At 72.1% G+C, this 12,523-nt stretch carries 8 protein-coding genes; 5 read left to right on the top strand and 3 right to left on the bottom strand.

Going from position 1 to position 12,523, the window contains the following annotated elements; all coding sequences use genetic code 11:
* Positions 1-22: 22 nt before the first annotated feature.
* A complete protein-coding gene (locus tag ACTWQE_RS11340; RefSeq protein ID WP_443328751.1) occupies positions 23-769 on the bottom strand; it encodes a response regulator in 747 nt (248 codons plus the stop codon).
* A 390-nt stretch (positions 770-1,159) separates the two neighbouring features.
* Between ACTWQE_RS11340 and ppk2 the strand changes: the two genes are divergently transcribed.
* From ppk2 to ACTWQE_RS11355, 3 genes are all read left to right on the top strand, one after another.
* Positions 1,160-1,963 (top strand): polyphosphate kinase 2, encoded by an 804-nt coding sequence (gene ppk2, locus ACTWQE_RS11345; RefSeq protein ID WP_443328781.1) that lies wholly within the window; start codon positions 1,160-1,162, stop codon positions 1,961-1,963.
* A gap of 138 nt (positions 1,964-2,101) precedes the next feature.
* Positions 2,102-3,820, top strand: coding sequence for a GAF domain-containing protein (locus ACTWQE_RS11350; RefSeq protein WP_443328752.1), 1,719 nt, complete (start codon positions 2,102-2,104; stop codon positions 3,818-3,820).
* Positions 3,821-4,319: 499 nt separating this feature from the next.
* Positions 4,320-7,088 (top strand): bifunctional acetate--CoA ligase family protein/GNAT family N-acetyltransferase, encoded by a 2,769-nt coding sequence (locus ACTWQE_RS11355; RefSeq protein ID WP_443328753.1) that lies wholly within the window; start codon positions 4,320-4,322, stop codon positions 7,086-7,088.
* Positions 7,089-7,550: 462 nt separating this feature from the next.
* Here ACTWQE_RS11355 and ACTWQE_RS11360 read toward each other — a convergent pair whose 3' ends face one another.
* The gene (locus tag ACTWQE_RS11360) at positions 7,551-7,976 is read right to left on the bottom strand and encodes a hypothetical protein (protein WP_443328754.1); all 426 of its coding nucleotides are present in this window, start codon (positions 7,974-7,976) and stop codon (positions 7,551-7,553) included.
* Between the two features lie 350 nt (positions 7,977-8,326).
* Here ACTWQE_RS11360 and ACTWQE_RS11365 point away from each other — a divergent pair, with 350 nt between their 5' ends.
* Together ACTWQE_RS11365 and ACTWQE_RS11370 are read left to right on the top strand one after the other, a co-directional pair.
* Entirely contained in the window at positions 8,327-10,423 is a 2,097-nt protein-coding gene (locus ACTWQE_RS11365; protein WP_443328755.1) for a transglycosylase domain-containing protein, read from the top strand.
* 187 nt (positions 10,424-10,610) lie between these two features.
* A complete protein-coding gene (locus ACTWQE_RS11370) occupies positions 10,611-11,699 on the top strand; it encodes an NAD-dependent epimerase/dehydratase family protein (protein ID WP_443328756.1) in 1,089 nt (362 codons plus the stop codon).
* A gap of 69 nt (positions 11,700-11,768) precedes the next feature.
* On the opposite strand, the gene ACTWQE_RS11375 is transcribed toward ACTWQE_RS11370, so the two are convergent.
* Positions 11,769-12,440, bottom strand: a complete 672-nt coding sequence (locus tag ACTWQE_RS11375) for a hypothetical protein (RefSeq protein WP_443328757.1) — start codon at positions 12,438-12,440, stop codon at positions 11,769-11,771.
* Between the last annotated feature and the right edge of the window lie 83 nt (positions 12,441-12,523).

Below are 12,523 nucleotides of genomic sequence, written 5' to 3' on the forward strand. Positions count from 1 at the left end.
CGGCTGCGCGGCTGATGCCGCGTCAGCCAAGGTGTGCCCGGTAGGACCAGTGGTCCCTGTTCCGGTACGTGGCGGAGCCCGCCTCGGGCCGCCCCTGTCCGCCCTGCGCCTGGGTCGCGATGACGGCAGCCTGAATCCGCCGTTCCACTCCGAGTTTGGCCAGCATGCGGGAGATATGGTTCTTGACGGTCTTCTCGGCGAGATAGAGCCGCCGGCCGATCTGCCGGTTCGTCAGCCCCTCGCCGATCAGTTCCAGGATCTCCCGCTCCCGGGGGGTCAGACCCTGCAGAGCCTCCGGCCGCGGCTCCTCGGCTTCCGCTCCCCTCAGCCGTGCGATGAGCCGGGTCGTCGCGGCCGGGTCGAGCATCGACCGGCCCGAGGCGACGGTACGCACGGCCGAGAGCAGGTCCGACCCCTGGATCTGCTTGAGCACATAACCGGCGGCCCCGGCCATGAGCGAGTCCAGCAGCGCCTCCTCGTCGTCGAAGGAGGTGAGCATCAGACAGGCCAGACCGGGCAGGCGCGACCTCAGCTCCCGGCAAACGCTCACTCCGTCCCCGTCCGGCAGCCGCACATCCAGCACCGCGACGTCCGGGCGCAGCGCGGGCACGCGTACCAGCGCCTCCTCCGCGGTGGCCGCCTCGCCGACCACGGTGATGTCCGGCTCGTCGTCGACGAGGTCGTGCACCCCACGGCGTACGACCTCGTGGTCGTCGAGCAGGAAGACCGTGATCGGGCGGTCCGGACCGGTCTGCTCGCTCTCTGCCATCAACCGCTCCTGTCACGCGCGTCGGCCCCGTACCGGACGACGGGAACCACTCTCGGCCTGCCCCGGCCTCCTCGTAGGGAGCCTCCGGCATCCGTGGCCGGAGGAACAGGGCCGGTCGGCCCTGATTCTCAGGGTGCCACCGCCCCGGCCCGGCCATGACGACCGAGCGGCAGGACCGGCCACGACCGGCCCGCGAGGGCCTCCGCGGCCCGGCGGGCGCCCTGCCGCCGGACCGGCCATCCTGGACCCGTGGGCAGGTACGAGGAGGCGAGGACCGTGCCCGGCAAGCAGCCGACGAAGGACACCGCACCGACGAGGGACAGCGCCCGGACGAAGGGCGGTGCCCAGAAGAAGGACGGTGCACAGAAGAAGGACGGCCGGCCCGCCCGACTGCCCCGGAAGCAGTACGAGACGGAGCTGTACCGGCTCCAGACGGAGCTGGTGAAGCTCCAGGAATGGGTGCGCGCGGAGGGCGAACGGCTCGTGGTCGTCTTCGAGGGCCGGGACGCGGCCGGCAAGGGCGGCACGATCAAACGGGTCACCGAGCACCTCAACCCCCGTATCGCACGCATCGTCGCCCTGCCGGTGCCCACCGAGCGGGAGCGCAGCCAGTGGTACTTCCAGCGCTACGTCGAGCAGCTCCCGGCCGCGGGGGAGATCGTGCTGTTCGACCGCAGCTGGTACAACCGCGCGGGCGTGGAGCGCGTCATGGGCTTCTGCACCCAGGAGGAGTACCAGCGCTTCCTCCACCAGTGCCCCATCTTCGAACGGATGCTGGTCGAGGAGGGGCTGCTGTTGCGCAAGTACTGGTTCTCGGTGAGCGACGAGGTACAGGAGCAGCGCTTCCGCAAGCGTCTCAGCGATCCCACCCGGCGCTGGAAAATCTCCCGGATGGACCTGGAGTCCATCACACGCTGGGAGGCGTACTCGCGGGCCAAGGACGAGATGTTCGTGCACACCGATATCGCCGAGGCACCGTGGTACGTCGTGGAGAGCGACGACAAGCGGGCAGCCCGCATCAATATGATCGCCCATCTGCTGTCGACCGTGCCGTACGGGCACGTCCGGCAGCCGGACCTCCATCTGCCGCCGCGTCCGCCGTCCACCGGCTACGAACGGCCGCCCCGGCGCCTCCAGACGTACGTGCCGGACCACGCCGCCACGCTGCCGGACGCCACCCGGCCCGCGCCGTAGCGGGCCGACGTGCGTGCTTGCCCCCGTTCCCCGTGGCGGCGGGCCCTGTGCCGTCCGTTCCCGCGGGTGGGCGGATACTGAACGCAGAGCGACGAGAGGCCGGAGAACCGGCCGCCGGGTGCACCTGGAGGAGCGAGGTTGGGACGCGCCGAGGAGGGCCGGGTGCAGTTGCCCCAGCTCCGGCTGGATGAGCTGCTGGATGAGGTACAGGCCCGGCTGGACGCGGCACGCGGGACGCGGGACCGGGTGCACAGCCTGCTCGGCGCCGTGCTGTCCGTGGGGCGCGAGCTGGATCTGGAACACGTGCTGCGGCGCATTGTCGAGGCCGCGGTCCTCCTCGTCGACGCCGAGTACGGGGCGCTGGGCATCATCGGCCCCGACGGGCGGAAGCTGTCGCAGTTTCTGACGGCGGGGGTGACCGACGAGCAGATCGCCGAGATCGGGCCGTATCCCTCGGGGCACGGCATCCTGGGCGAGCTGATCCGCCACCCCGAGCCGCTGCGGCTGGCGAAGATCTCCGAGCACCCGGCCTCGTACGGTTTCCCGCCGCACCATCCGCCGATGCACAGCTTCCTCGGCGTACCGATCCGGGTACGCGACCAGGTGTTCGGCAATCTCTATCTGACCGAGAAGCGGGGCGGGGCCGAGTTCGACGCCGAGGACGAGTCGGTACTCTCCACCCTGGCGGTGGCGGCCGGGGTGGCGATCGACAACGCGCGGCTGTACGAGGAGTCCACGCGCCGTGAGCGCTGGCTGCGGGCCAATGCGGAGATCACTCACAGCCTGCTGTCGGGCAGTGCCCGCACCGCGGTGATCAGCCTGATCGCCGAGTCGGCGAGGGAGATCACCGACGCCGAGCTGGCCCTCGTGGCCCTGCCGATGACGGGTACCTCGACGCTGACGGTGGAGCTCGCCATCGGCCGGGAGCCGGACGCCCATCGCGGTCTGGTGGTGCCGCCCGAGGGTCCGATCGCCGCGGCCTTCACCGATGCTGCCCCGGTGACCAGCGCGGACGTGACCCAGGACCCCCGCATCCCCGCGGGCGCGGAGCGTTTCGCCGGGCTCGGGCCCGCCGTCGCCGTGCCCATCGGCACCGGAGCGGGCCATGGCGCCGGAGTGCGCGGCGTGCTGCTGCTCGTACGGAGCGCCGGTGGCCCGGCCTTCGCCGCGGAGGAGATCGGGCCGTTGATGGGGTTCGCCGGACAGGCGGCCGTGGCGATGGAGCTCGCGGAACGGCGGAGCGAGGCCGAACAGATCACCTTGCTCGAGGACCGTGACCGTATCGCTCGCGACCTTCATGACCTGGCCATTCAGCGGCTGTTCGCGACCGGGATGACCCTGCAGAGCGCGGAACGGCTCATCGACCATCCCAAGGCGTCCGAACGGGTCCTGCGTGCGGTCGGCGACCTGGACGAGACCATCAAGATCATTCGGTCGACCATCTTCGGACTGCGGTCGCGCGAGACCGGCAGCGGGCAGAACTTCCGGGCACGGATCGTCCAGGCTGTCGGCGAAGCCGCCACCGTGCTGGGTTTCGCACCGAGTCTGCGCATGGAGGGGCTGCTGGACACCCAAGTGCCCCGGAGCATCGCGGACCACGGAGCGGCGGTGCTCTCGGAGGCGCTGACGAACACGGCCCGGCATGCGCACGCCACCCGCACCGACGTGGTCCTCACGACGGACGGGGAGGAGCTGGTGCTCACCGTCGCCGACGACGGCGTGGGGATCCCGCCCGGGGGGCGCCGCAGTGGTCTGCGGAATCTCGCCGAGCGCGCCGAGCAGTTGGGCGGCTCCCTGGGGCTGTCCTCCCCGCCGGGTGGGGGGACCACGCTGACCTGGCGGGTGCCGGTCCGGTGAGGTGACGGCCGCCGGAGACCGGCGATTGACGGTGGGCGACGTGAACGGGCCGACTGATGACATCACAGCCACCCGATGACGTCACGGCGTTCGGCGATCCCACGGCGGTCGGGCCTTCGCGGCAGCCGGGTGGTTCGCGGCGGCCCGGGGAGTACCCGGTGGCCAGGTGCCTTCGCCGTGGTCAGCGACCCTCGCCGAGGTCAGCGGCCCTCAAAGTCGTCAGCGGTTCTCGCCGTCGTCAGCGGTACTCACCGAGATCAGCGGCCCTCGCGGTCGTCAGCGGTCCTTGCCGTGCTCAGCGGTCCTCGCCGTGGTGACGGCCGGACAGGTCCACCAGCCGTTCTCGGACCCACACGTTCGCCGAAGGAGGGCCGTCCGGCCCACCCGCGGGGCCTGGGGGCCCACGGTGACGAACCGTCGTCCGGCGGATCGTGGAATCGGGCCCGGAACGCGGGGTGCGGGCTCGTCCTCCGGCGCCACCCCGGCGAAGGGATCAGGGATGACGACCACCACGTACCGTCCGCGTTCGGCTCACGCGCTGCTCGCGGACGGCAGCACCGTGGAGATACGGGCCGCGCGCCCGCAGGACCGGGACGCGGTGCTGCGGATGCACGAGGAGATGTCTCCGGAGGACCTGCGGCTGCGGTACTTCGTCGCCAATCCCCGCTACGCGCGGGTGACGGCACTGCGGATGTGCGCCACCGAACGCGAGGGATACTGCCCGCTGGTCGCCGTGGCCCACGGGCGGGTGGTCGGTGCGGCCGAGTACACCGTCCTGCCGGCGGCCGCGGGCGAGCCGCGCTCGGCGGACATCGCCATCGCCGTCGCCGAGGGCCGGCACGGGCAGGGCATCGGCACCCTGTTGCTGGAGCACCTGGTGGACGCCGCCCGGGAGGCGGGGGTCCGCACCTTCACCGCCGACGCGCTCGCGGAGAACCGCGCCGTCCTGGAGGTCTTCGCGCGGCTCGGTCTGCGGACCTCACGGCATTTCGACGGCACCGAGGTCCGGTGCACCGTGCGTCTCGAGGCGGACGAGCACTATCTCTCGGCCGTCGACGAACGCGGCCGGGTGGCCGATGTGGCCAGCCTCGTCCCGTTGCTGCACCCTCGGTCGATCGTGGTCGTGGGCGCCGGGCGGGGCCGGGATTCGATGGGACGGATCGTCCTCAGGAATCTCCGCTCCGGCGGTTTCACGGGGCCTCTGCACGCGGTGAACCCGCACGCCCGTGCCATCGAGCGCACGCCGGCGTACCCGTCCGTCTCCGCCCTGCCCTTCGCGCCGGATCTGGCCGTCCTCACCGTGCCCCCGCAGGCCGTCCCCGAGACGGCCGAGCACTGCGGCGAGCTGGGCGTACGCGGTCTCGTCGTCCTGACGGCCGGGCTCGACGCGGAGCAGGCCGCGGCGCTGCTGCGCATCTGCAGGAACCACGGTATGCGCCTGGTCGGCCCCGGCTCCCTGGGGATCGCCCGGACCGACGCCGGGGCGCGCCTGGACGCCACCCTCACCGCCCGCCCCCCGCTTCCGGGCAGAGCGGGCGTCGCGGTGCAGTCGGGCGGTGTCGGGGTCGCACTGCTGGAGCAGCTCTCGCGGCTCGGCATCGGGGTCTCCAGTTTCGTCTCGCTCGGTGACAAGTACGACGTCAGCGGCAACGACATGCTGCAGTGGTGGGAGTCGGACGGGAGCACCGAGCTCGCTGTGCTGCACCTGGAGTCCTTCGGCAACCCGCGGGCGTTCTCCCGTACGGCGAGACGCGTCGCCCGCGGTATGCCCGTACTGACCGTGGACACGGGCCGTTCCGGCGCGGGACACCGGGCCACCGCACCGCCCATGGGTGCGACGGCAGCCCTCCCCATGACCCGTCAGGCGCTCTTCGCCCAGGCCGGAATCATCGCCGCGGAGAGCGTCGGCGAACTGGTCGCCACCGCGGCCCTGTTGCATGCCCAGCCCCTCCCCGCAGGGTTCAGGGTCGCGGTGGTCGGCAACACCGGAGGGGCGGGGGTGCTCGCCGCCGACGCCTGCGCCGACGCGGGGCTGACCGTCCCCGGACTCTCTCCCCGCCTGGCCGACGAACTGCTGGCTCTCCTGCCCGTCGGGTCCGCCGCCGCCAACCCCGTCAACACCACGGCAGCAGTGTCCGCCGAACAGCTGCACGCGTGCGTGGACCGGCTCGCCGACCACGGAGCCGTCGACGCCGTGCTGGTGGTGCTGGTCCCCACGGCACTCGCCGGGACCGGTGACGACCTGTTGGCCGCCGTTACCGAGGCACCGGGCCGGTATGGGCTCCCGGTGGCCGCCGTCCTGCTGGACCAGGAGGCACAGGTGCGGCTGATCGAGGGATCCGGCGAGGGCCCCGACGCCCTCCCGCGGCACGTCACCCCGCCGAACGCCGTTGCCCCGCACACCACCCCGTCGTACGCCGTTCCCTCGTACGCCGAGCCGCGGTTCGCCGCGCGCGCCCTGGCTCACGCCGCTCGCTACGCCCGTTGGCGCGCCGAACCGTCCGGCAGCGTCCCGTCCCTTGCGGGCATCGACCGGGCCGGGGCCACCGCGATCGTCGAGAAGTACCTCGCCGAACACCCTGGCGGCGGATGGCTCCACCCCCGTGACTGCGTCACGCTGCTCGACCGCTACGGCATCCCGCGGCTGCCGTGTGCCTGGGCCGAGGACGAGGACAGCGCGGCACGGGCGGCACGGCGGCTGGCCGGACCGGACGGGAGGGTGGCCCTCAAGGCCCACTGGCCGGGCATCGCGCACAAGAGCGACCAGGGCGCGCTCCGTCTCGACCTGGACGGCGAGGACGAGGTGCGGACGGCCTACCTCGACGTACGGCGCCGGTGCGGCGATCTCATGACGGGTGCACTCGTGCAGCCCATGGCACCGCGCGGCACCGAGCTGCTCGCCGGTGTCGTACAGGACGAGATATTCGGTCCTCTGGTGCTGTTCGGCCTCGGTGGCAGCGTCACCGAGCTGCTCGCCGACCGCTCGGCACGGCTCGCACCCCTGACCGACCGTGACGTCCACGCGCTCATCACCTCCCCGCGCTGTGCACCGCTCCTCTTCGGCTACCGCGGAGGCGGCGCCGTGGACCTGGAGGGACTCGAACAGCTGCTGCTGCGGCTGTCCCGCATGGCCTGCGATCTGCCCCAGCTGGTCGAGGCGGACCTCAACCCGGTGGTGGCCCGGTCCGACGGAGTCGTGGCGCTCGACGTCCGGATCCGCGTACTGCCCCGCCGGGCCCATGACCCGTACCTGCGCCGACTTCGATGAACGAGCACCCCGAGGAGGGTGACCACGATGCATGCACACCGTGTCCTCGTCGCCTGTGCGACGCAGTACGGCTCCACGGCCGGGATCGCCCAGTGGATCGGCGAGTCCCTGCGCGCTTCCGGACAGGAGGCGGACGTGCCGTCCGGCGGCCGGGGTCCCGGACCTCGGCGCGTACGACGGTTCGGCCGGACGGCACGCAAAGGGCGTAACGAGCCGTGCCCAGGGTGCGGGCAGGGCCCCGCACTCGCCGGGAGGAGGCGCCCGCACACAAGGGCGCCGAGGGCTGCCCGCTTCTCGCGGGCCCTGATTGCGCGGTGCGCGGTTTCGCATCCGCTTCTCCGCGTCTGTGTGGTGGCCCTCGGTGCCCCTTCAAGGAGACCACAGGGGCGGGCCTCCGGGAAAGGCCCGTCCGCTGTCGCCGTCGTAACCGCTCGGACGATCCGGGACAGCACCCCGGCCCGGTCACGACGCGACCACACCGCCGCCGGCGCGGGCTCGCTCCGTCCGCCGCCGTCGCCTGAGCGGGCTCTCAGCCGCGCATGAGCTGCTCCGCGTGCCCGGCCTCGTCCCGTCCGAGGGACCCGAGTCGGCACGACGGAGCCGCCACCGCGTGGTGACGCCGTCCGGACCGTCGAGGATGCCCGCGGACAGGGCTGCCTCGGTCCGGCCGCGGACCTCCGCCTCGGCCGAGGGTTCGGTGGCGAACAGCACCCGCAGCGACACCACGTCGCCGTCCCGCTCGGCGCCCGTATGGTGCGGCCCCTTGGGGCACGGCGGGTCGTGCTCACAGTGCCCGCACAGCGCGGCAGTGACGGCGGCGCCCGGTGCTCGCACATCGCCGCCCGGATCCAGGACGACCACCGCGTCATGGGCGAAGGCTCGGCGCATCGGCTCAGTATCGGCCCGGCCGGTTCCGCTGGTCGAGCCCGGCGCCGGACCGGCCCGTGCCGCGTGGTCTCGCTCACACCTCGGGCGGCCGACGCAACGTCGACGGGCCGCGTGACCGTCTGCGAGGACAGCGCCGCGCTGCGCCCGCGTCAGGTGTGCCAGGTCTGCCCTGCCGGGAGCGCGCCGCGGCTGGATCCGGCGTCGGGAGGAGGCAACACATCGTGCGGCTCGTGGAACAGGCGTTACCGCGGTGCGGACGCGGCTCAGTGCCGCGCCCCGCAGGCGTTCGTGACGTCGGTGTGAGCCCTCGCCTTCCGGCATGAGCGACCTGATCGAGGAGTAGTCGCAGCATGGGCGAGAAACGGCATCGGCCCCGCTCCCGGCGGGCGGGGCACACCGTGGTGCACCGCGGATCGGTCCTTCCCCGGCGGGCGGCGGCCAGACGGCTCCGCCGACCCGCGTCGGGAGGCAGCACCTCCGTCTCCCGCCGCAGACGCTTCATCGACTACCCCCGCGCGGACAGGCGCGGTGCGCGGCGCTGGCTCCCTTCGTGGCGGCTGCTGCTGGGTACGACCGTGGTCGGCTGCGCCGCGCTGACGGGCCTGTTCGCCCTCGTCTACGTCAATGTCGACATCCCGAGGGAGAACGCCGAGGCGCGTCAGCAAGCCAACGTCTACTACTGGGCCGACGGCAGCCAGATGGTGAGCGTGGGCGCGGTCAACCGGCAGAATCTTCCGCTCTCCAAGGTCCCCGCCTCGGTCCGGAACGCCGCGATAGCGGCCGAGAACGCGAGTTTCTACAGCGATCCCGGTGTCTCGATCGGCGGCCTGGCCCGGGCTCTCGCCAATATGGCCCGCGGTCAGGACACCCAGGGCGGGTCCACCATCACGCAGCAGTACGTGAAGAACACCTACCTCTCCCAGGACCAGACGGTCTCGCGCAAACTGCGGGAGTTCTGTATCGCGCTGAAGGTGGACAACCAGAAGTCCAAGGACGAGATCCTCCAGGGCTATCTCAACACCAGTTGGTTCGGCCGCGGCGCGTACGGCATCCAGGCCGCGTCCATGGCGTACTACGGCGTCCCGGCCCAGAAGCTCGACCCCGGCCGGGGAGCCGTGCTGGCCGCCCTGCTGAAGGGCGCGAACGCGTACGATCCGGCGCTCGGGAAGGACAACCACCGTCGTGCGGTCGAGCGTTGGCGGTGGATCCTGGACCGGCAGGTCGAGCTCGGCATGATGAGCGAAAAGCAACGCGCCAAGTACACGACGTTCCCCGAGCCGCGCAAGCAGTCCACCTCCACCGGTCTGGACGGGCAGACCGGCTATCTCGTCGACGTCGCCAAGCGGTACATCAAGAAGCACACGGATCTGACGGACGCCGACCTCGACCGCGGCGGCTACCAGATCCACACCACGTTCGACAAGGACGCGGTGCGGCAGCTCGAGGCATCGGTGACGGGTGTGCTCAAGCGTGACATCGATCCGCGGGCGCGCGAGGCCGACCGGCATGTCCAGGTCGGCGCGGCGTCGGTACGGCCGCGGGACGGAGCGATCGTCGCCCTCTACGGCGGCACCGACGCGACCGAACACTTCACCAACAACGCCGACACCTCCGGTGTCCCCGCCGCTTCCGTCTTCAAGCCATTCGTGCTCGCCGCCGCTCTGCAGCACGGAGCCACCGCGGACGACGGATCCGTACAGCCGGTGTCCACGGACAGCTTCTACGACGAGACCGGCACCCTACGGTCGGCGGGTCCGCTGTGGATGGCCGAGCGGGACGGAACCGTGGCCGGTCCCCAGCCGGCCGCGTTATCCCCGTTCCCCAGCCTGCGCGACGCCATCGTGACGTCCGCGGACACCCCCTTGCTGCTGCTGGGCTCGGACACGGGGCTGGAACAGGTCGAGGACATGGCCGTGGCGTCCGGAATGCTGAAGGACAGCATGGCGCCCCGGGACACGTCCTTCCCGCTCGGCACCTCGACCCCGAGCGCCATCCGCGTGGCCGACGCCTACGCGTCCATCGCCGAGAGCGGTGTGCAGCACGAGCCGTACTCGGTGACCAAGGTGCTCAGGAACGATGTGCCCGTCGAGGGCCTGCAGCGGCCGCAGCCGCGGAACGCCATGGATCCGCAGGTGGCGGCCGAGGTCACCTCGGTGCTCCAGGGCGTGCCCGAGATCACGGGGGCAGCGGCGGAGGCCGCTGGCCTCGGCCCGTTCGCCGCGGCGACGACAGGTGCGAACGACACCATGCGGTCGGCGTGGTTCGTCGGCTACACCGAGACGTTGTCCACGTCCGTGACCATGTTCCGTTCGACGCCCGGCAAGCCGCTGCTGCCCATGGAGGGCGTGGGCGGCGAGGACTCGCTGCGGGGCAGTGTGTTCCCCCGGCAGATCTGGACCGACTACATGACCGGCCTCGCGCCGGATCTCGCCGCCGACCGCGGATAGCGCCGGCGGCCGCCCCCGCGGTGACCGTGCTGCCCCTCTCCGACAAGGCCGGAGAGGGGCAGCGACAGCGGGACGAAGATCTCGGGAAGGCCGCCGAGGAGGGCAGGCGCAAGGAGAAGCCACGGAGCCGGGTTTCCGGCCGTCCCCGGCGGGTCACTCGGAGAACCCGCGGTGAGAGGAGTCGGCCATGAACAGCGACGGACGTCCCGGCCCGGTACCCGCCGGACTGCGCATCGTCGTGGTGGGCGCCACGGGAAACGTGGGCACCAGTGTGGTCCAGGCGCTCGGCGAGGACGAGCGCATCGAGGCGGTGCTCGGACTCGCCCGCCGGATTCCGCGGTGGTCACCGGCCAAGACACGGTGGGTGAGCGCCGACATCGGTGAGGACGTCGATCTGACCGAGCACTTCCTGGACGCGGACGTCGTCATCCATCTGGCCTGGCTCTTCCAGCCCACCCATGATCCGGTGACCACCTGGCGTACCAATGTGCTGGGAAGCCTCCGGGTCTTCGACGCCGTCCGGGCCGCCGGGGTGCCGGCGCTCGTGTACGCCTCGTCGGTCGGCGCCTACTCCCCCGGGCCGAAGGACTCGCCGGTCGACGAGTCCTGGCCCACGCACGGCTGGCCGGATGCGGCGTACTGCCGGGAGAAGGCCTATCTGGAGCGGGTCCTCGACACCTTCGAACGCGACAACCCCGGGGTCCGCGTGGTGCGGATGCGCCCGGGTTTCATCTTCAAGAGGGAGTCCGCCACCGAACAGCGCCGGCTGTTCGCCGGCCCGCTGCTGCCGACCAGCCTCGCGCACTCCAAGTTCGTACCCGGCATCCCCTCGGTCGACGGCCTGCGCTTCCAGGCCCTGCACACCGCGGATGCGGCCGAGGCGTACAGACTGGCGGCGGTGGGCACGTCGCACGGGGCCTTCAACCTCGCCGCCCACCCCGTCGTCGACGCCCGTCTCCTCGCCGACCTGGTGGGAGCCCGGCCCTTCCCGACTCCCGTACGACCGCTGCGCGCTGCGGCGGCCGCTGCCTGGCATCTGCATCTGGTCCCGGCCTCCCCCCACCTCCTGGACGCCGTACTGCGCCTTCCGATCATGGACACCACCCGCGCTCACCGGGATCTGCGCTGGTCGCCCCGGTACAGCGCCGAGGAAGCGCTCAGGGAATTTCTGGAAGGACTGGCGGAAGGAGCCGGCATGCCGACCGCCCCTCTGGCGTCGCGGTTGCCCCGGGGGCGTGCTCAGGAGGTCGCCACGGGCGTCGGCGCACGGCCGTGACGCACTGACCGCGCCGACCGCGCCCCCGCGCCGACGCGGTCGGCGAGTCCGGCCGGCCCGCGGGTCCCGTCACGCACCCGGGACCGGTGACCGGGGGCTCCCGTACCAGCGCCAGTCGGTGAGCCGGGGGTGATCCGGCAGTGCGACGCGTCCGGTCGCCCACAACACGGTGGGCCAGGGGTCCGCGGTGGCCGGGGCGTCCGGGAACAGCCGGGTGAGCACCCTCGAGCAGAGACCGGCGGGCGGGGTCCAGACGAGCCCGAGCCCCTCGGCCAGATCGTGCGTGTGCACCAGGGTCTCCACGATCCCCATCGCGGCGAAGCCTTCGGGGTCCGACACCCCGCAGATGTGGTGGGCACGGACCTGGGAGGGCGTCGTTCGCACCATGGCGACCAGCAACGCGCCGCTCGCCTCCAGCACCTGCAACAGCCCGGCGGGCCCGGCCGTGCGGTCGGCGTGTACGGCGTTCGCCGGGCCGCCCGGCCTCCGGCTCTCCCACAGGAAGGGCACCGCACCGTCCAAGGGCGGCTTCCTGGGGCCCAGTTGGACGGCGTACGCGAAGAGGTCGTCGCTGAGGTGCTCGACGGTCTCCCAGCAGTCCCACTCCAGCGAACCGGCCTTGTTGTCCCACGCCGCCGGGGGTGCCTCGCGCAGGACGGCCAGAGCGAGCTGTACGGCACGGTCGAGATCGTCCGCGGTGACGGAAGACGGCAACGGGCCGGTTTCGACTGATCGAGACATGGCAGGACCGTACCCCGAGGAGACCGGGGCCCCGGGAAACGGCGCAGACGACCCGGCGATCTTTTCCGGCCCCGTCGACGGAG

The organism is Streptomyces sp. 8N706 (assembly GCF_052245415.1).
GTDB lineage: Bacteria > Actinomycetota > Actinomycetes > Streptomycetales > Streptomycetaceae > Streptomyces.

Excerpts from the sequence above, each read along its gene's own strand:
- ACTWQE_RS11355 (WP_443328753.1), top strand. The coding sequence starts at position 4,320 with ATGACGACCACCACGTACCGTCCGCGTTCGGCTCACGCGCTGCTCGCG.
- ACTWQE_RS11375 (WP_443328757.1), bottom strand. The coding sequence starts at position 12,440 with ATGTCTCGATCAGTCGAAACCGGCCCGTTGCCGTCTTCCGTCACCGCG.
- ACTWQE_RS11370 (WP_443328756.1), top strand. The coding sequence starts at position 10,611 with ATGAACAGCGACGGACGTCCCGGCCCGGTACCCGCCGGACTGCGCATC.
- ACTWQE_RS11360 (WP_443328754.1), bottom strand. The coding sequence starts at position 7,976 with ATGCGCCGAGCCTTCGCCCATGACGCGGTGGTCGTCCTGGATCCGGGC.
- ACTWQE_RS11340 (WP_443328751.1), bottom strand. The coding sequence starts at position 769 with ATGGCAGAGAGCGAGCAGACCGGTCCGGACCGCCCGATCACGGTCTTC.
- ACTWQE_RS11365 (WP_443328755.1), top strand. The coding sequence starts at position 8,327 with ATGGGCGAGAAACGGCATCGGCCCCGCTCCCGGCGGGCGGGGCACACC.